The sequence below is a fragment of the Muricoccus vinaceus genome, assembly GCF_042433125.1.
In the GTDB taxonomy this organism is placed as follows: Bacteria; Pseudomonadota; Alphaproteobacteria; order Acetobacterales; family Acetobacteraceae; genus Roseomonas; species Roseomonas vinacea.
In genome coordinates, this window is the sequence record NZ_JBHLVZ010000069.1 from 81,615 (window position 1) to 100,792 (window position 19,178).

A 19,178-nucleotide genomic window follows, 5' to 3' on the forward strand; every position below is an offset into this window, starting at 1 on the left:
CCTCAGACATAAAATGAAAGATTTGCCAGGGCCCGGCATTGAGGACGGCCTTGCAGAGAGCGTGTAGCTTTCGACCGTGCCGCGCTGACGCGCGTTACCAGTCCCGGTAGGGCCGAGTGGCCATGCCGTGGCTCAGTCGTCTGCTCCCGCCGGACACGGGAATCCCAGAATGTTGGCCAGCCCGGTCCGGCGCGGCTCGGCCAAGAGGAGGACACATGAACATTACTTCGCATGGATACAGGCATACGCGGCTGGTTCTTGGCCTGACCCTGGCACTGGGCGCTGCGGCGTGTGCCCAGCAGGCGACACCAATGGCGTCGGCTCCTCAGGCCGCCGACATGTCGATCCAGCCTGCTGGCCGCTCGACCGCCATGCCCGCATCGAGCCCCCAGGGCATGCAAGGGAGCAGCATGCAGGGGATGGATCACTCCAACATGCCGGGTATGCGGGGAGGCAGCATGCAGGGCATGGATCACTCGAACATGCCCGGCATGCGGGGAGGCAGCAACGCTCAGGGCGGTGGCATGCAGGGGCAAAATATGTCTGGCATGACCATGCCGCAGATGATGGCCCACTGTGCTGAGATGCGTCAGCAAATGCGGGTGGGTGCCAGCATGAGCTCCGATATGCAGGCCATGATGGCGCACTGCGACCAGATGGGGGGCTCCACCGGCACCCAGCGCGGCGCTCGGGCTCGCTGAACAGGGTTGTGGTGGCGGCCAGTCTGGCCGCCACCACGCACTGATGAGTACACGCGGTTGCCCGAACACCCCATCCACGCTCCCGAGGGTTGTCACCGCACGCCATCGATCCGGACGGCCCTGAGCCGCAGGGCGTTGCCGATCACCGAGACCGAGCTCAATGCCATTGCCAGCGCGGCGACGACTGGGCTGAGCAGGATGCCCAGGAACGGGTAGAGCAAACCGGCCGCGAGCGGTATTCCGAGCCCGTTGTAGACAAAGGCTAAGAACAAGTTCTGCCGAATGTTTTGCATGGTCGCGTGGCTCAGGGCGCGGGCCCGCGCGATACCCGCGAGATCTCCCTTTACCAGGGTGACGCCCGCACTCTGCATGGCAACATCGGTGCCCGTCGCCATGGCGATGCCTACATCTGCTTCGGCCAATGCTGGCGCATCGTTGACGCCATCGCCCGCCATGGCGACCACTCGCCCTTTCCCCTTGAGCTCCCGCACAATGCGGTGCTTGTCCTCGGGAAGGACGTCACCTTGGAATTCGTCGATGCCCAACTTCCGGGCGACGGACGCAGCCGTGGTGGCGTTGTCTCCGGTTAGCATGACGATGTGGATGCCTTCGGCGCGCAGACTTTGCAGGGCGCCAGGCGTCGTCTCCTTAATGGGGTCAGCCACCGCGATGACGCCACCTGCCCGACCATCGACTGCCAGGAATAGAGCACTACCTCCCTGGCGGCGGAAGTCATCAGCTCTGGCGGCGAGATCTCCAAGATCGACGCCGAGATCACTCATCAGGCGAGCGTTGCCCAGGGCTACCTGACGTCCACCGACAGTTCCGCTGACGCCCTTACCGGTGATCGAGGCGAAGTCGCCGGGTTCCTGGAGCTCCACCTCACGGTTGTGGGCCGCTGCCACGATTGCGGCGGCAAGTGGGTGCTCACTGGAGCGCTCCAGGCTAGCTGCAAGCGGCAGCACCTCTTCCTCGGTGAGACCCGGGCCAGGGATCACGGCGACCACCTCGGGTTTGCCAACAGTAAGGGTGCCCGTCTTATCCACCACCAGGGTGTCGACCTTCTCCATGCGCTCGAGCGCCTCAGCCGAACGGATGAGGACACCGGCGCTCGCGCCCTTGCCCACACCGACCATGATCGACATCGGGGTCGCCAAACCGAGCGCGCATGGGCAGGCGATGATGAGCACGGAGACAGCAGCGATCAGTCCGTAGGAGAGTGCCGGGGCCGGGCCCCAGACAGCCCAGGCGATGAAGGCGACAACCGCCACGGCGATGACCGCCGGGACGAAGTAGCCGGACACCTGGTCGGCCATGCGCTGGATGGGAGCCCGGCTGCGCTGGGCTTCCGCCACCATGGCGACGATGCGGGAGAGCATGGTGTCCGAGCCCACCTTGTCGGCGCGCATCACCAGGGATCCGGTGCCGTTCACCGTACCGCCAATGACCTTGGAGCCGGACGCCTTCTCGACTGGCAGGGACTCCCCGGTGACCATGGACTCATCCACCGAGCCGCCGCCCTCCAGGACCTCGCCGTCCACCGGAACACCCTCACCGGGACGCACCCGCAGTCGGTCGCCCAACTGCACCTCGGCCAGGTTGACCTCCTCGTCAGTCCCATCGGGCCGGATACGGCGCGCGACCTTGGGTGCGAGGTTCAGGAGAGCGCGGATGGCGCCGCCGGTCTGCTCCCGGGCACGGAGTTCCAGCACTTGGCCAAGGAGCACCAGGACCGTGATGACGGCTGCGGCCTCGTAATAGACGGCCACCGTCCCTCCCATACCGCGGAAGCCTTCGGGGAAGACGCCTGGGGCAAAGGTGGCGACTAGGCTGTAGAGGTAGGCGGCTCCTGTCCCCAGTGCGATCAGCGAGAACATGTTGAGGCTGCGGTTCACGACGGACTGCCAACCGCGCACGAAGAAGGGCCATCCCGCCCAAAGGACCACCGGTGTCGCCAACAGGAACTGAAGCCACGTCGACGCGGTCGGCGAGATCAGGTTGTGCAAGCCGAGCCCGGGAATGTGGGCGCCCATTTCAAGGATGACGACCGGGATGGTTAGGGCAAGCCCGATCCACATCCGCCGGGTCATATCGATCAGCTCGTGGTTAGGTCCGGCCTCTGTCGTGACCTCAAGGGGTTCGAGGGCCATGCCGCAAAGGGGGCAGTTGCCCGGTCCCTCCTGCCGGACCTGAGGGTGCATGGGGCAGGTGTAGATGGCGCCCTTCGGGGCAGCGGTCGGCGCCGTAGCCACCTTCGGAGTGAGGTACTTCCCAGGGTCGGCTTCGAACTTGGTTCGGCATCCGGAGGAGCAGAAATGGTAGGTGGTCCCTGCGTGCTCCAGGCGGTGCTTGGAGACCGCCGGATCCACCTTCATGCCGCAGACAGGATCTGTGACCTTCCCGTTGTTGGCGGCCATGGCGCCGTGGCTGTGGTGGCAGCCCGGTCCGTGCTGATGGCCGTGTGCGTGTCCGTGACCGGAGTGCTGACCGCTCATCTTTGCCGCTCCTGGTTCAGCTCGCTCCTGGAGGAGCCGCTGTGACGAGGCTCTAAAGCTGGGGTTTGCCATCGTGGGAAGGTCAAGTGCCGTCTGGTCTGACCCGTCCATCACTTGGGGCTTGACCTTCCCACAGTGGGAAACCCCATCTCTGCGGCATCGGGGCTGGGTGGTCCGGGTGGAGGTAGAAGATGCAGATCGGACAGGCGGCCAGAGCGTCCGGCGTCTCGGCCAAGATGTTGCGTTACTATGAGAGCATCGGTCTCCTCGGGAAGGCAGGGCGGACAGAGGCTGGTTACCGGGTCTACTCCGAGGCTGACGTCAAAACCCTGAAGTTCGTTCGGAGGGCGCGCGACCTCGGACTTCCGCTGGACCGGATCAAGCTCTTGATTGGTCTCTGGCAAGACGAGGATCGGGCGAGCGCCGACGTAAAGCGGATCGCGACCGAGCATGCGGCGGAACTCAGGGCTAAAATCGGGGAGCTGACACGGATGTGCGAGGCGCTGGAGGGCATGGCAGCGGCCTGCCACGGTGACCACCGACCAGAGTGCCCCATTCTGGACGAGATCGCCGAAGGAAGCAGTGATCTTGCTGCCCCGAGCGCATCGGCAAAGGGGCAGCGAGCAAGACGTGAAGCACCAAGTGCCACGGCGCACCGAGCCAATCAGGGAGCTATGTCATGAGCGAGACTTCCGCACCGCCATTGCCCAACAGGCGTTGGATCCTGGGCCTCGGCCTGGCCGCCGCAGCCGCACCGCTCGCGTCTGCTCGCGCGGCTCAGGGCACCCCGATCGAGGTCTGGAAGGACGCGACCTGCGGCTGCTGCGAAGGCTGGGTAGAGCACATGCGCGCCGCTGGCTTCCAAGCGACCGTGCACGACGTCGGTGACCTCGCGGCCATCAAGACCGCCAGAGGCGTCCCAGAGGCCCTTCAGTCATGCCACACAGCCGTGGTGGACGGCTACGTGATCGAGGGGCATGTCCCCGCGGGCGACGTCCGCCGCCTGCTCCTGGAGCGCCCTCGCGCCGTGGGGTTGGCTGCACCGGGGATGCCGCCGTCCTCGCCGGGGATGGACATCCCGGGTACTCCGTACCAAGTCGTCGTGTTCGGCGGGTCTGGTGGCAACCGGGTCTGGGCACAGCATTGACCCTCGCTATCGTAATGGGAGCCAGGACCTCCCGACCCGGGCCCGGATTTCTCCCCGGCCGGGTTCTTCGAAACCTGTCCGTCCGGGACTAAGCTGACGTCATGTCCTCTCGCCTCTCCTAGCTGGTCATTGCTGTGATCGCGATCTGCGCCTTCCTGGGTGCCGGTCTGGTGCAGAACCTTCCCTTGTCCGCCAAGGCGGCTCCGGCTGGCATGACCATGATGGCTGACGAGGCAGAAGACAGCGGCGCTCTGATGCCGTGCCATGAGACCTCGGCGCCACCCTGCAACGACCAGGTGCCGGGCTGCATGACGGACCTGGGCTGTATTTTCACGGTCGTGCTCCCCCCGCCAGCCACACGAACGGTGGAGCACTCGGCCTGGGGTTCCATTTGCTACTGGACTGAGACCGGCCGGTCTGAGGGCGTCTCGCCCGAACCCATCATCGGACCTCCTATTCGCCTCGTCTGAACTGAACCGCGGGCGCCCTCCGGCTGCCGCGGCTTCTCCCTGCTCATATTCCTAGTTGGCTACCCCTCCGCGGACGATCCTGTCTGCTGCGTGGTTGCCGTCAGGGTTGGAGCGGGTTCCAGACGACATTGACCCCGATACACCGTCAACGTCCGCTACCCACGAGGACTTCGAAGCGACCCGCAGGGCATCGCAAGCCAGGTTCTCGTCCAGAAATACCCAGGGAGTCGCCATACCTCTGGGGCAGTTAGCGGCGGTCCAGCTACGCCGCGGCCCGTCGACAATTCGCACCGAGAACGCTCATCTCGTGAACTATGTCTATGTAGACATGCACCGCCGGGATATCGGCGGTTACGTCGCGGATGCCCAGCGCGCCGTCTCTGAGCAGGTCAGCATGGCCCCAGGTTACCATATCGAGTGGAGCGGACAGTTCGAATACATGCAGCGCGCAAAGGCGAAGCTGGCCATCGTGGTGCCGGTAACCCTGCTGCTGATCTTTGTGCTCCTCTATCTGAACTTTGGGCGCCTCACCGAAACGCTCATCGTCATGCTCTCGGTTCCGTTCGCCCTGGTTGGCGGCGTCTGGCTCATGTACCTCATGAATTTCAACATGAGCGTGGCCGTCGCGGTCGGCTTCATCGCCCTCGCCGGAGTCGCAGCCGAGACGAGCGTCATCATGCTGATCTACTTGGACCACGCCTTTGCGGAGATCCGGGAGCGGCGTCGTGCTGAGGGAAGCCCACTGACTCGCGAGGATCTCCGCCACGCCATCATGGAAGACGCCGTCGAGCGCGTGCGACCCAAAATGATGACCGTGACAGCCATCATGCCGGGCTTGGTGCCCATTCTTTGGAGCACTGGGACGGGGTCGGAACTCATGTAGCGGATTGCCGTTCCCATGGTGGGTGGGATGGTGTCCTCGACGGTGCTGACCCTGCTCGTCATCCCGGCGATCTATGCCACCGTAAAGGGCTGGCGACTTCCCAGTGCTGAGAGTGCCGTGCGGAAGGCGAAAACCTTGGCGGTGGTGGAGTGACGGACTGCACCTGATCGGCCAGCCACCAACAGGAGGACTAGGCGCGAGTGCCTTCCACTGTTCACCAACGGAAGGCACATACCGCGAAGCGGCCTAGGTGATGGAGAAGCGATAATAGACGCCACCACGAACTGGCTCTCCACCCCGCTCCTCGACTTGGCTACTACCTCTGTGGGCGACCTCGCGCAGGAGTGTGTCCACCGTCTGCTCTACGCCCAGCGGCAGAGCCGCACAGCGACACAGCGACACACGGCGACGCTCCTAAGAGGCGGTTTACACTATTACTGCAAGTAGATAATTTCTTTTCCGGCGGGCTGTTGGGCTTCTTCGGGCCATCGCCAAGCTCGACGACGTCGACCCGCCTGCTTAGCTCGCCGACGTGCTCGCCCGCATCGCCGACCACACCGCCTCCAAGCTCGATCAGCTCCTGCCTTGGAACTGTAAGACCAGGTCATACCAATCGCCTTGGTTGACGATCGGTCTCGCCCCCTCCCGGATCTTCGTACCCGCCCTCAGATGCAGCACGAGAGGGGCATGCGGCCCTAAAAACAAAGAAGCGGCGGCACCGTAGGTGCCGCCGCAATGTCTCACCCCTGTCGCGCGCGCTGGCGCCAGACCAGACCCAGCCCAAGGAGGCCCGTTCCGAACAGCACTACCGAGGCGGGCTCAGGCACCGCCACGGCCCTGATCTCGCCGGACGCTACGGGAAGCACGGCCTTGTATCCCGGCGTGCCATCCGCCTCGCCGGGCCCGAAGCCCAGTCCAGTCTGCGAGGTCAGCAGCTCCCCGTGCAGCACGATCTCCCGCAGGGTCAGCGGAAGAAGATCTGCGCTGGTGAAGCCCGCCACGAAGGCGGGGCTGTTCGAGAGGTCATAGATCTGCGTGAAGTTTACCATTCCGTTCGGCGCCGTCGGGAACTGGCCCGACCCAGGCGGTGCGTCGAGATTCAGGATGATCGGCCCATAGGTGCGAGCGCCCTCTGCGAGTTCGATGAAGCGATCGCCATCCAGGTCCTGCGCCAGGGTGGGCGTCATTGCTCCGACTGGATTTCCGGCTTCATCGGAGGGGCCGTGAATGTGCTGCACATGGACCTGGTCTGGGGTGAGGCCGCTCGCCGTGATGTTGACGGTCAGAAGGTTGCCGTCCTGGCTGAGCCTGGCGAGGCCTGACACGCCCGAGTTGCTCAACGGCGCAAGTACAGCCTCGTAGAGCACCGGCGCAGCGTGGACCGGCACGGCGGCAAGCATCGTCGCGCCCGCCAAAGCTGAGGCCAGGGTGAAGCCGCCTAACCCCTGGTGGCGCCTTATCGAGGGCGGGGCGGCAGCCTTTTTGGATTGCATGCGAATTCCTCCTGAAGCCGGATCGCAGAACGACAACCCGGAAATGGGGAGGAGCGCAATTTTCGAGCCGTTCCGGAGAAGGCTTTTACATCAGAGGTTTACAACTGAGCAAATACTCGAAGGTATACCTGATGTCAATTTGGCCGACGAATTGCGGGGGTCTGGAACTTGCCATGTAACACCAAATATATAATGCGAATTTTATCTTTCCATTTTGCATCCGGTTGATACCATCACGAACAGATTGGCCCAGGAGGTGGTTTTCACTACGACTGTGAGTTGAGAAACTCTTTTCCGGCGAGCTGTTGAGCCTCTTCCCACCTGTGCGGCTTTGGCGCGGAGGGGGATGTGGAAAGGATCCTGGGGCTGATCGCGACGGCAATGGAGTGCTGCGAAGGGCGCCGCTCTCGCGGACGTGGCCACCCGTCTGCCTCCCTACTGCGGCAGCTGGCCACCCTACGGGTGTTCCTGCGCGAGGGCACGCCATGGCTCAGCTTGCGCGCGACACCGGAGAGGGCCAGCGGCTCGATCCTGCTCCGCTGTTTGGCAGCGTGGCCGCGCACGAGCCTGTTGGGGCGGGTGAATGCTCTGCTTGCCCGCCTGCTGCGCGGCCACCCCAACCTGATCCTCGAGAGCTGCTCGGTGCGCGCCAAGCGAGGCAGGGACACAACTGGCCCAAACCCGACGGCCCGGGCCAAGCAGGGCAGCAAGTACCATGTCGCGACAACAGGCGACGGGCTGCCGGTAGCCTGCGCCGTCACGGGCGCCAACGTGCCTGACACCCTGCTGTTCGAGCGCCTGTTCCTAGCTGCCTTCGCCGTCCTGGCGCGCATCCGTACGGTTCTCGCCGACAAAGGCTACGACGCCAAGCGGCACCGAGGTCACTGCCGCAAGTTCAGCGTCAGGGCCCGCATCCACAAACGCGGTTGGGCACCCGGGTCAGGTCTCGGCAAGCGGCGCTGGCCGGTGGAGCGCACCAACGCCTGGCTGCTGAAGAACAGGCGTCTGGCTCTGCGCTACGACCGTTGCGACTTCATCATACAGTCCATGCTCCAGACCGCGTACATATTCCTGGCTGCAGGACGCCTCGCTCGGAAATTCTGGAAGCCGCCTGTAAACCTTTCGAGCATGCGCGACGTCCTCAGCGTTGACGCGCCGGGGCAGCCTTCGCCCCGGAGTGCCTCTGTCTTACTGCGAGCACCCTACATTCCTGCCATTCGAAATCCTACAGAGCAGCCGCCTACCCTGCCGCAATGCAGAGCAGGTGGGGTTCATATCGACAGGAACGGTCATCCCAGACGACGCGATGATGATGGTGCCCCTGACTATGGGCCAGGTGCTCGCAATCGTGGGCAGAACGCACGCACCCGATGGGATGCCACTGGGACTGGTTGTACTGGACTCCTACAGCGGGTAGCTGCCTACCGCCCTCAGTAGCGGCCGCAATGCTTGGTAGAGCGGTTGGTTCAGCCGCAAGAACTTGGGGCGCCGACAGAAGGCAGGCCCCCAGCGTTACGGAGACAATCCAGCGACTCATCGTCCTAGCTCCCCTGATGGATTACTGCTCCAGAGCCTCTCTCAGTCATGTCGGGAATGGCCGGTGTATTCCTGATCAGGCCTACGGTCGGAATACCCGCCGTGCCGCCGCGCCTCCATCTCGGCTTGCTGCGCCCTCCTCAGGGCGTGGGCAGCCCCATGGTAATCGCCCACAGCGGCATCCCGTCCCCCATGGTCGAGCTGGCGCTCCGACTCCTGGGCCGCATGGTCGGCGCGGTGCTCATCACGCGCCGCGTGCTCTGCCCGATGTTCATCACCGCGCGACCACCCGCCCGGAGTGTCGTACTGGTAAACAGGCTGGCCAACAGCTGGCAGTGTACTCACCACAAGTGTTCCAGCGAGCACAGTAAGCTGCAGCGTGCGCAGCTTCATTCCTCCCAAGCACATGGAACAAACGGCACTCACCGCGGCGGGCTTTATTTCTTTTTATGTCGTACTCGGCCGTGCGGGAGAGGTGCGCTCCCTGCTAGACAAGCTCGCGGGCAATGGCCTGGATGGGCTTCATGCCTTGCCCAAAGCGAGCAATGGCCTCCCGGTGCGCTTTCAATTCGCCGTAGGGCAGGTAGTGCACCTTGAGGTCCGCCACACGGGAGAAGGCAGGCCGCGCCAGCTGTGCCCGCACCTCCCCCTCGCGGCCATCCGGCGCTACCAGGAACATCCCCTCCAGGGCATGGGCCTCAGGCCCGAGCGCGAGGTCCAGCATACGCACGATGCCAGAGTAGATAGACGTCGTGTGCTCGACCTCATAGGCCGCCACGATCCGTCCGGACTCCCGTCCCAGCCACAGGACATCGATGAGCCGAATGGCATCAGCACCAGGGGCGCCGCGTAGGGCCCCCGGTAGATCAGCCAGGCAACCATCACCCAGCTTACCACTATCCAGAGCTCGGTTGCGATCGTTAGCGGCGATCCAGACATCGTAGCCCAAAGCCTTCCCGAGATCTCGGAGCCAGCCCTGCACCTGGGTATGGGTCTCATCCTCCTGGCGGGCTTCCGCGAGGGCCTTGGCGGTCCTGACACCCTCCTCGCGGACCTCTGCCAAGTCGGCCATCCACGTGGCTTTGGCACTGACGTCGTCGGCACGGGGTGGCGCCGTATAGCGGCCGCTGCCCAGGTCGAAGAGAAGGCCGCCAATGGCACCAAGGTCATTCGACAGCAGGCTGCGGTGCCTGGCGTTGAGGGCGAGGATTCCCTGCCGCATGGCGAGGTACTCTTCCCACCGACCGAGCTTTACCCTGGCGCCGGTGAGCGCGTTGTACCCGTTGACGATAGCCGTGTTGAAGGGTGGCATGATCGTGGGATGTAGGAAGTACAAGAGATTCGCGACTGCTGGGCCAAGGCCCTTGATGCCTACCCTGTCGATCTCCCGGACCGCGGCGAGAACCTGCTGCTCCGCAGTGCAGCAGACACAGGTATCCAGCAGGCGTCCAAAAGCCCGCTGGTTCCCTGGGCTCTCATAGATGTCTGGGATCCGGAGCTTGGGCTTCCACAGGAAGGCGTGGTCAGCACCCTTGAAGATCTGACGTTGCTCAGCGATGGAGTGGACAACCGTTTCCAGGGACGACCCTCGATAGGCGACGCCAAATGTTCCGGACTGGATCTCCGCCACGACCTGCTGAAGACCGCGGCGAATCGACCGAAAGTTTTTTACCCGCTCCTCCCAAAGAAACCAGCTCTGGTAGGTGGCACCCCGGTCGTCCCGCCAGCGTGCCAACAAGGCCGTCAACAACTCGGGCGAACTCGCGATGCTGTCCTCAGCAGCCTGGAGAGTGGGTGTAGTCTGCATCCTGAAACCCCGAAGCCGCCGTTTTTGGCTATACCAATCTAGGCAGTGATATGCAGGCCTGAACACGCCGGACGCAAGACATCGCCCTGACTGAGTAGCAGGAGGAGCTGGGAGCCATCCATGGCGAAGAACCGCCTCGGCGGCGGCCCGGCTACTTGAGGCTCAAGGAGTTCATAGGCGCCGTCGAGGATGCCTGCGCCTGAAATATCTTGTCGCCCTTTCGCAAACCCGGCGCAATGTAAGGGCCCCATCTTGGTTGGGTCAGCAAGAAAGGCTGACGGCAAGTGGATAGATGATCCAAGCTCCCCTACACCAGTTTTCTCGGGCTGCTTGGATTTGAAACCTCGAACCGGGAGATGACAGCCCGCATAAGGGACGCGGGCTGCTTCCCCATTCAATTAAGATCAGGAGCCCAGCACATGAAGATCCTCACCACTCTGGCACTCTCGTTGATGTTCGCGTCGGGCGCGGCCTTTGCTCAGCAGGCTGGAGGGACGGTTGCGCCGCAGCTCGGCGGCGTCGGCACCGCACCGACGCCGCGTGCTCCGACCGGCGTGACGATCGACCAGGGTGCTGGAGTTCCTGGCGCGGCTGCGTCCGGGCTTGCTCCGCACCCGAGCACGCCGCACCCGCATGGCCCCGATAACCCGCAGGCCAACACGCCCGGCACCCAGGATCCTTCTCAGCTGGGCGGATCTGGAGGTTAAGCGCCATCCGCTTCAGGAATTGCGGATCGATGGACCTCTTCGGCACTGCCGTAGAGGTCCACTTGTAATCTCAGGGGCGCTCCGGCCAGTTTGCGTGCAGTTCATCATCTGTCGAGGCATGGGCGTGCTGTGGACCACCTCCTGTCTGCACCCCGGCCCGGAGGTGAGGGTGGGATTGCGGCAAGTCGTTGTGCGTGTGCTCAACCAGATCCTCGTCCGACCCAGGCCAGAGCTTCGTAGCCAGGAAGGTGGCTGCCGCAGCGATGATCGCAAAAGCAGCAAAGGCAACACCAAAGCCGAATTTGGCGCCGATCCATCCTGCGAGCGGATAGGTAATGAGCCAGCATGCGTGGGATAGCGCGAATTGTGCCGCGAAGATGGCCGGGCGGTCCGCGGCCGGGGCTGAACGACGAAGTAGGCGTCCAGTTGGTGTCTGCGTGGTGCTGTTCCCGAAGCCAAGGACAAACCAGAGTGGAAGGAGCAGGGCATAGCTGCCTACGAAGGTCCCCACAGTCAGACCAGCCACCAGCAGTCCGCCGCCTGCCAGCATCACCACCCTGTCCGGTCGGCGGTCGAGCACGCGGGGCAGGCTCAGCGCGGCCGCCATAGAACCGGCCCCATAGGATGCCAACGCCAACGCGGTAGCCCGCTCGTCCAGACCGAAGGCCGCTTGAACCAGCACGACGGTGTTCACGATGACCATCGAACTGGCAGCTGAAACGGCCAAATTCAGCGCCAGTAAACCGCGTAGGCGTGGCGTAGCAAGGTACATCCGCACGCCGCGGGTGGTGCGATCATAGATGCCACGTCGCTCCGTGGACTTCGGGCTGGGCAGGGTCACCGACATCACCAGGGCCGCCGAGATGAGGAATCCAACCACTGTGCCCGCAAAGAGTACGTGGAAGCTGATAACTGTCAGCAGGGCTGCCGCGAGCATCGGACTGACCACGCTCTCCATGTCATATGCCAGCCGGGACAAGGATAGGGCTCGTGTGTACTCAGCCTCGTCCGGAAGAACGTCGGGAATGGTTGCCTGGAAGGTTGGCGTAAAGGCGGCCGAAGCCGCCTGCAGGACAAAAATGAGCACGTAGACATGCCAGATCTCCGAGACGAACGGGAGAAGTAGAGCAACCGCGGCCCGGACGAGATCGAGGGTAACCAGCATCGTTCGTCGCGGCAGCCGTTCCGCAAAGGCGCTCGCGATCGGTGCAACAGTGACGTACGCAATCATCTTGATGGCGAGCGCCGTTCCGAGCACCAGCCCCGCATCTGCTCCAGCCAAGTCGTAGGCGAGAAGCCCGAGCGCGACGGTTGCTAACCCTGTGCCAATCAAGGCGACGACCTGCGCCAGGAACAAATGACGGTAGGTGCGGTGTCCAAGAATAGCGAGCATCTATGTGCGTTTCCTTTGAGGCACGCCCTAGTGCGAGTCCTGCCCTGTTGGCCATCAGGAGGAAGTCTACCTTCTACCGGTTGACCATAACCTCCCCTGGGGGATAGGATCAAGGCGTCGTGCAAAGCGAGGGCTGCCTCTCGCGCTTCCGGGGGGGCTGATGTTTGCGCGCGTTGTGTTTGTGGTGCGGATCTTTGTGACTTGCTTGGTAGATTGCGCGCTGATTGTGCGAGTATTGCACCACGCGCTCCCTGCCCAGCGCGCCTATGGCATTAGCGTTTTGCATGCGCAGGTTTCTACAGAGTTGGCCGAGCTATTTGCGGAACCCGATTGTTCACTACCTAACGAGACCAATCAATTTTATGCCTCGGCCGTCAGGGTAACTGTTGTGAACAGCCACACCCCCTTGTGTAGCCGCCTCACGACTGGAGCGAAACGCGTTGGTCTTGAAGACGCACGGCTGAATGTGGTGCCCGCTAGCAGGATGCAACGACAAGCACCCGATCCACCTGATCAGCCCATCCTGGCCGTTCTAGCTGTCCGTTGGTCTCGGACTCAGGACAGGCCTCATCTTTCGTCGCTCGGTCTTTAGGGTCGAACCATGGTCCCCAAAACCTATCGTGCGAGTGATTGCACAGCCGCTCGCCATTGCGGGTCCATTCTGCTGACCCGGCTTGCAGGCCCCATTGTCGTCGCCTTTACGCCCTCTTGGACGGGCGTGGCGGAGGCGCGAGAGCCACAGGTGCGTACATTGAGAACCGGAGAGGCTGTCCTTCGGGTCGCCTCGCAGGAGGAGGCCGTCTCGGCGGTTCTCCAACGATCCCCAGCGCTCGCAGCGGCCCAAGCAGCCGTTGATGCAAGTCGCGGTAGCTTGACCCAAGCTGGAGCAAGGCCGAATCCGGCGGTCAGCATCACCGCCGAGAACATCGCGGGCTCCGGCGCCTATCGTGGTACCAGCCGGGCTGAGACGACCTACGAGCTCTCCCAGCTGCTTGAGGTCGGCGGCCAGCGTGGTGCACGGGTCGGGGTCGCCCAACGTGACCTTACCCTTGCTGGACGGGATCTCGACGCAACACGCCTCAACCTCGTGCGCGCTGCGCGTCAAGCGTACGCAGAGGCTATCGCAATGCGGCGGGCTTCCAGGCTTGCGGCGGACAGCGTTCGCTTAGCAGAGGGAGTGCTCCGTATTGCGCGTGAGCGTGTGAGTGCTGGACGCGAGCCATACCCCCAGCAACGGCGTGCGGAGGTGTCCCTGGCGTCGGTACGCTTGGCTCGACAGCGTGCGGAAGACGAGTCAGGCTTGGCACGCCGCGCGCTCGCAGTACTCTTAGCGGTACCAGAGGTTGACCTTGGGACCACGGATGCCTGGTTCAACGACATTGGTCCAGGCCCCGCAAACCGTCCTGCCAGGGATCCAGAGGCAAATCCCGATTTCGCCCGCTGGCGTGAGGAGGTAGCCCGCGCCGACGCAGCGCTGCAATTGGAACGTCGTCGGGCGGTTCCCGACCTACGGGTCGGGGCGGCGATCAGGCGTCTCAGCGGCACTGATGACACCGCCATGGTCCTGAACTTTTCGGTGCCGCTGCCGATCTTCGATCGCAACCAAGGTAACATCGCGCGTGCCGGGGCCGAGCGCTCGCGGACCGAACGCCTGGCAGAACTGAACCAGATCGCGATCGGTGCAGGACTGCTGGACACGCACCAGCGCCTGGAGACCGCGTGGCGCGAGGCGGACGGCCTTCGCCGCGTGGTCGTTCCCGGTGCCGAGGAAGCGTTTGCATTCGCCAGGGAGGGCTACAGTGCAGGCAAGTTTCAGTTCCTCGAAGTTCTCGACGCACAGCGGGTCCTCTTCGAGGCACGTGCACAGCTGAATCTAGCGCTCCGCGATTATCATCTGCGCCGGGCGGACGCAGACCGGCTCACAGGGAACGCTCCGCATCCTCTTACGCCCAGCGCTCGCGGAGACAGTCGATGAATGCCCGGCCCAAGTTGCTCCCCGCCGCAGTAGCCGCAACCCTCGCCATCCTCCTGACCGCCCGCTCGTCTACAGCCTTGCCGCCTGTGGAGACCCGGCCGGGAACCAGATCGGGGAGTACGCCCACTCTGCCCGTTGCCCCTGCTAACACTGGCGTACCGGCGCGCATCCAACCCGAGACTGCCAAGCCCCCAAGCGTCCGCATGACAGAGGCGGACGCCGAGCGGGCCCGTATTCGGGTCCTGGCGGTAACGCGCCGAGCAGTTGCACGCCAGGTTCAGGTGCCCGGGACGATCATCCCCAACGGGGACCGCCTTGTCCGGGTTCCCACCCGCGTGGCGGGACTTGTGGCGGAGCTACGTAAGCGTCCTGGTGAGCAGGTCGCGGCTGGAGAGGTCCTCGCTGTCATCGAAAGCCGCGAGGCGGCCGATGCGAAGGCAGAGTATCTCGCCGCGTTGCGGGTCGACCAGCTTTCCTCCGCCATTTATCAGCGTGAGCGCCGCCTTTGGGAGCGGCGCATTACGGCGGAGCAGGACCTGCTTCGAGCGCGTGCCGAGGCGGAAGGCACACGTATCCGTGTTGACTTGGCGCAACAGAAGCTTGCGACCCTGGGCCTTTCGGTCGAGCAGATCCGGGGGCTGCCGCGCCAGCCGACTTCAGCGCTCTCCCACATGGAGGTGCGGGCACCGATCTCGGGCCGAGTGAGCGAACGCAGCGTGGATCTAGGCGGCGCCGTAACTGCGGAGACCCAAGCTTTCACGGTGGTGGACCTCTCGGTCGTTTGGGTGGAGATGGCGGTGCCCTCCACGGAGCTGGCCTTTGTGCAGGAGGGGCAATCCGTCACCGTAACTGGGCCGCAGCCCGAGTTGCGGGGGGACGCCAAGCTGATCTTCATCAGTCCAGCGCTCGACAACCAGACGCGTTCAGCACGTGCCGTGGCGGAAATGGTGAACCCCGAGGGTGCCTGGCGGCCCGGAATCTTCGTCAACGTGACCGTACAGGCTGGGCGGCCGGGGACAGGCTTGGTGATACCGCGAGAGGCTATCCAGACCGTGGCAGGCGGGCCAGTGGTCTTTGTGCGCACACCCGATGGCTTTGAGCGTCGTCCTGTCCGGCTAGGCGCCTCCGATGACCGCAACACGGAGGTTCTCTCCGGCCTGGACGAGAACGAGCGCATCGCTGCCTCCAACACCTTTCTCCTCAAGGCCGAGTTGGCAAAGGTCGAGAGCGAGCGCGAGTAGGGGCACAGACTATGATTGCTCGCATCCTCGACTTTTCGGTCCACCAGCGATGGTTGGTGGTGTTGCTTTCTATTGGGGCCGCCCTCTACGGCATCCGCTCTCTCCAGGTGTTGCCCATCGATGCCGTGCCCGACGTCACGAACAGGCAGGTGCAGATCAACACGGTGGCCACGGCCTATTCCACGTACGAGGTGGAAAAGCTCATCACCTTTCCAATCGAGACCACCCTGGCAGGGATTGCCGGGCTGACGGAGACGCGTTCCCTCTCTCGCAATGGCTTCTCGCAGGTCACAGCGGTCTTTGCCGACAACGTCGACATCTACTTTGCTCGGCAGCAGGTGCTGGAGCGGATCACCCAGGCGCGCAACGCGTTGCCTGAGGGCGTGCAAACGCAGATGACCCCAATCTCGACCGGCCTCGGCGAGATCTACATGTGGTCGATTGACTACCGTCGCCCATCGTCGGGAGCCCCCGTCCACGATGGTCAGCCAGGCTGGCAGGCAGATGGCAGCTACCGGACTCCGGAGGGGGAGGTCCTGGTTAGCGAGCTGGAGCAGACTGCATATCTCCGGACAGTGCAGGACTGGATTATCCGGCCACAAATGCGGACGGTGCCGAACGTGGCAGGCGTCGACTCCCTTGGAGGCTACGTTAAGGAGTACGTCGTCCAGCCGGACCCCGGTCGGCTCATTGCGCTAGATCTCTCCTTCGAGGACATCGCCTCGGCAATTGAGCGCAACAACGTCAGCCGCGGCGCCCGCTACCTGGAACGGAACGGCGAGGGCTATGCCGTCCACTCGGCCGGGCGTCTCGAATCAATGACCGAAATCGGCGACGTGGTCGTTGCAACACGCGACCAGGGAACACCAATCAGGGTCCGCGACGTTGCCGAGGTGTCCATAGGGCGCGAGCTTCGCACCGGCAGCGCCAGCGTTGCGGGGCATGAGGCGGTGGTGGGTACGGCCCTCATGCTGCTTGGCGGCAACAGCCGCACGGTGGCGGACGCAGTGCGGGCGAAGCTAATGGAGATCTCGCGCGCGCTACCTCCGGATGTCGAGGTAAAGACGGTACTCGACCGATCCCGTCTCGTGAACACCACCATTCAGACGGTCACCAAGAACCTCGCTGAGGGCGCCTTGCTCGTCGTCGTCGTGCTCTTCCTGCTACTTGGTAATATTCGGGCGGCAATCATCACCGCCCTCGTCATCCCGATCGCTATGCTTCTGACCCTCACGGGTATGGTGCAGGGTCAGATCAGCGCGAACCTAATGAGTCTCGGAGCACTCGACTTCGGCCTCATTGTCGATGGGGCAGTGATCATCGCGGAGAACAGCCTCCGCCGCTTGGCAGAAAGACAGCATGAAAAGGAAGGGAAGCTGACATTGGAGGAGCGGCTCGAGACAGTAGCCGCGTCTGCACGAGAGATGATCCGGCCATCCGTGTTCGGGCAGGCTATCATCATCCTCGTCTACGTGCCCTTCTTGACCCTGACCGGTGTCGAAGGCCGGATGTTCTCGCCCATGGCAGTGACCGTCATCATCGCGCTTGGGGCAGCGTTCATCCTGTCGCTCACCTTTGTCCCGGCGATGATTGCCATCGTCATCACGGGCAAGGTCAACGAAGACGACAATCTCATTATCCGCTTCTTCAAGTGGGTTTACCGCCCTGCCCTCAACCTTGCAGTCCGGTTGCCCCTGCCCGTCGTGTTAGCTGCTGCAGCCTTCTTCGCAGGCTGCGTAATGTTAGGTGGGCGGCTGGGACAGGACTTCATGCCGCAGTTGGACGAGGGCGATATCGTCGTCGCCTCGGTGCGCATCCCCAGCACTTCGCTCACGCAATCGCAGGAAATGCAGCTGCGGTTGGAGGAGGCGTTGAGCGTGCTGCCGGAGGTGGCCTACGTTTTCTCGAAGACTGGCACCGCTGACCTGGGGGCAGACCCGATGCCGCCTAACGCTTCCGATGCCTACGTTATGCTTCGCCCCCGCAGCGAGTGGCCGGATCCATCGCTACCAAAGAACGACCTCATCAAGCGAATTGAGGAGATCTCGGGCAGCTTGCCAGGCAACCCTGTAGAGATCAGCCAACCCATTCAGATGCGTTTCAACGAACTCCTGGCGGGCGTCCGTGGCGACGTGGCGGTCAAGGTGTTCGGCGAGGAGTTCGGGCCCATGCTTACCTCGGCAAATCAAATTGCCACGGTCCTCGGCAGCATCCAGGGAGCCGAGGACGTACGGGTGGAGCAAGCAGACGGCCTGCCATTCCTCGAGATCACTGTGGACAAGGCTGAGATCGCCCGTCGTGGTCTGAGTGTTGCGGCAGTACAAGACATCATCGGCGCCGCCATCGGTGGGCGGGAGGCCGGGTTCCTGCTGGAGGGCGATCGGCGCTTTCCCATCATCGTCCGGCTGCCGGACGCGGTGCGTCAGGAACTGGATGTCCTCCGTAACCTCCCCGTGCCCTTACCGCGTGTTGAAAGCGGTCCGGGTGGCCGCCGGGGCCTACCAGGCTCCGTACCACTCAGCACTCTAGCAAGGTTTGAATTCACGGAAGGACCTAACCAAGTGAGCCGGGAGAATGGGCGTCGGCGTGTCGTGGTGACCGCCAACGTACGTGGCCGTGACATTGCTTCCTTGGCGGCTGAGGCCCAAGCTCGCGTAGCCGCTGAGGTTCAGCTACCCTCCGGTTACTTTGTCACTTGGGGTGGTCAGTTCGAAAACCTGGCGTCCGCGCGTGCCCGTTTAATGATCGTGGTCCCGGTCTGCTTCTTTCTTATTTTTCTGCTTCTCTACATCGCCCTGGGCTCACCCCGGGATGCTGTACTTGTTTTCAGCGCCGTTCCCCTGGCGCTATCGGGTGGGCTGGTCACGCTGTGGCTACGAGACATGCCGCTGTCCGTCTCGGCTGTCGTCGGCTTCGTAGCGCTCTCCGGGGTGGCGGTGCTCAACGGCTTGGTAATGCTGACGCACATCCGGCAACTCCTGGCAGATGGCTTGTTCCCGAGGGAGGCGGTACTGCAGGGGGCCATGGACCGGTTACGGCCGGTGGCAACAACGGCGCTGGTCGCCTCCCTCGGCTTTGTACCAATGGCCTTCGCCACAGGTGCTGGAGCCGAGGTACAGAAGCCGGTTGCCACCGTCGTTATCGGAGGGTTGGTAACGGCAACTCTGCTGACCCTGCTGGTGCTGCCCGCCTTGTACGTGCGCTTCGGGAGCCGAAAGGTGTCGGAAGTCCAGGCTACTGCGAAAACGGCGGGTGGCTCGCTGGCCCATCACCTGGCGGAGTGACGCTTGACCTCCCGAAAACTGGGCAACCTCCGGATGCTTTGCCGCT

14 protein-coding genes and 1 pseudogene are annotated in these 19,178 nt (G+C 63.5%); 11 read left to right on the plus strand and 4 right to left on the minus strand.

Annotation, left to right across the window (positions count from 1 at the left end; genetic code table 11):
• Positions 1-215 precede the first annotated feature (215 nt).
• On the plus strand, positions 216-701 hold the full coding sequence (locus tag ACFFIC_RS19430) for a hypothetical protein (protein ID WP_377053396.1): 486 nt from the start codon (positions 216-218) through the stop codon (positions 699-701).
• 92 nt (positions 702-793) lie between these two features.
• Here the strand turns inward: ACFFIC_RS19430 and ACFFIC_RS19435 are convergent, their stop codons facing one another.
• Entirely contained in the window at positions 794-3,196 is a 2,403-nt protein-coding gene (locus tag ACFFIC_RS19435; protein WP_377053398.1) for a heavy metal translocating P-type ATPase, read from the minus strand.
• Between the two features lie 191 nt (positions 3,197-3,387).
• Between ACFFIC_RS19435 and cueR the strand changes: the two genes are divergently transcribed.
• The 5 genes and pseudogenes from cueR to ACFFIC_RS19460 all read left to right on the plus strand — a co-directional run.
• Positions 3,388-3,879, plus strand: coding sequence for a Cu(I)-responsive transcriptional regulator (gene cueR / locus ACFFIC_RS19440; protein WP_377053400.1), 492 nt, complete (start codon positions 3,388-3,390; stop codon positions 3,877-3,879).
• On the plus strand, positions 3,876-4,343 hold the full coding sequence (locus tag ACFFIC_RS19445; RefSeq protein WP_377053402.1) for a DUF411 domain-containing protein: 468 nt from the start codon (positions 3,876-3,878) through the stop codon (positions 4,341-4,343). The genes cueR and ACFFIC_RS19445 overlap by 4 nt, the downstream gene beginning before the upstream one ends.
• A gap of 576 nt (positions 4,344-4,919) precedes the next feature.
• Positions 4,920-5,696, plus strand: a complete 777-nt coding sequence (locus ACFFIC_RS19450) for an efflux RND transporter permease subunit (protein ID WP_377053404.1) — start codon at positions 4,920-4,922, stop codon at positions 5,694-5,696.
• Positions 5,697-5,723: 27 nt separating this feature from the next.
• Entirely contained in the window at positions 5,724-5,849 is a 126-nt protein-coding gene (locus ACFFIC_RS19455; RefSeq protein WP_377053406.1) for a hypothetical protein, read from the plus strand.
• A gap of 337 nt (positions 5,850-6,186) precedes the next feature.
• Positions 6,187-6,291, plus strand: a pseudogene (locus ACFFIC_RS19460) (transposase domain-containing protein); the annotation flags it as partial.
• A gap of 145 nt (positions 6,292-6,436) precedes the next feature.
• Here ACFFIC_RS19460 and ACFFIC_RS19465 read toward each other — a convergent pair.
• On the minus strand, positions 6,437-7,096 hold the full coding sequence (locus tag ACFFIC_RS19465) for a PEP-CTERM sorting domain-containing protein (protein WP_377053408.1): 660 nt from the start codon (positions 7,094-7,096) through the stop codon (positions 6,437-6,439).
• Positions 7,097-7,570: 474 nt separating this feature from the next.
• On the opposite strand from ACFFIC_RS19465, the gene ACFFIC_RS19470 reads away from it, so the two are divergent.
• A complete protein-coding gene (locus ACFFIC_RS19470) occupies positions 7,571-8,626 on the plus strand; it encodes a transposase (protein WP_377053661.1) in 1,056 nt (351 codons plus the stop codon).
• 586 nt (positions 8,627-9,212) lie between these two features.
• Here the strand turns inward: ACFFIC_RS19470 and ACFFIC_RS19475 are convergent.
• The gene (locus ACFFIC_RS19475; RefSeq protein ID WP_377053410.1) at positions 9,213-10,532 is read right to left on the minus strand and encodes a type II restriction endonuclease; all 1,320 of its coding nucleotides are present in this window, start codon (positions 10,530-10,532) and stop codon (positions 9,213-9,215) included.
• A gap of 419 nt (positions 10,533-10,951) precedes the next feature.
• Between ACFFIC_RS19475 and ACFFIC_RS19480 the strand changes: the two genes are divergently transcribed.
• Positions 10,952-11,239: a hypothetical protein gene (locus ACFFIC_RS19480; RefSeq protein WP_377053412.1), complete on the plus strand. Its 288-nt coding sequence runs from the start codon at positions 10,952-10,954 to the stop codon at positions 11,237-11,239.
• Positions 11,240-11,309: 70 nt separating this feature from the next.
• Here ACFFIC_RS19480 and ACFFIC_RS19485 read toward each other — a convergent pair whose 3' ends face one another.
• Complete coding sequence (locus ACFFIC_RS19485) at positions 11,310-12,632, minus strand: MFS transporter (RefSeq protein WP_377053414.1); 1,323 nt, start codon at positions 12,630-12,632, stop codon at positions 11,310-11,312.
• Between the two features lie 601 nt (positions 12,633-13,233).
• On the opposite strand from ACFFIC_RS19485, the gene ACFFIC_RS19490 reads away from it, so the two are divergent.
• The 3 genes from ACFFIC_RS19490 (at position 13,234) to ACFFIC_RS19500 (ending at position 19,132) form a co-directional block, all read left to right on the plus strand.
• The gene (locus tag ACFFIC_RS19490) at positions 13,234-14,607 is read left to right on the plus strand and encodes a TolC family protein (RefSeq protein WP_377053416.1); all 1,374 of its coding nucleotides are present in this window, start codon (positions 13,234-13,236) and stop codon (positions 14,605-14,607) included.
• 203 nt (positions 14,608-14,810) lie between these two features.
• Positions 14,811-15,848: an efflux RND transporter periplasmic adaptor subunit gene (locus ACFFIC_RS19495; RefSeq protein ID WP_377053418.1), complete on the plus strand. Its 1,038-nt coding sequence runs from the start codon at positions 14,811-14,813 to the stop codon at positions 15,846-15,848.
• Between the two features lie 11 nt (positions 15,849-15,859).
• Positions 15,860-19,132: an efflux RND transporter permease subunit gene (locus tag ACFFIC_RS19500; protein WP_377053420.1), complete on the plus strand. Its 3,273-nt coding sequence runs from the start codon at positions 15,860-15,862 to the stop codon at positions 19,130-19,132.
• Positions 19,133-19,178: the final 46 nt, after the last annotated feature.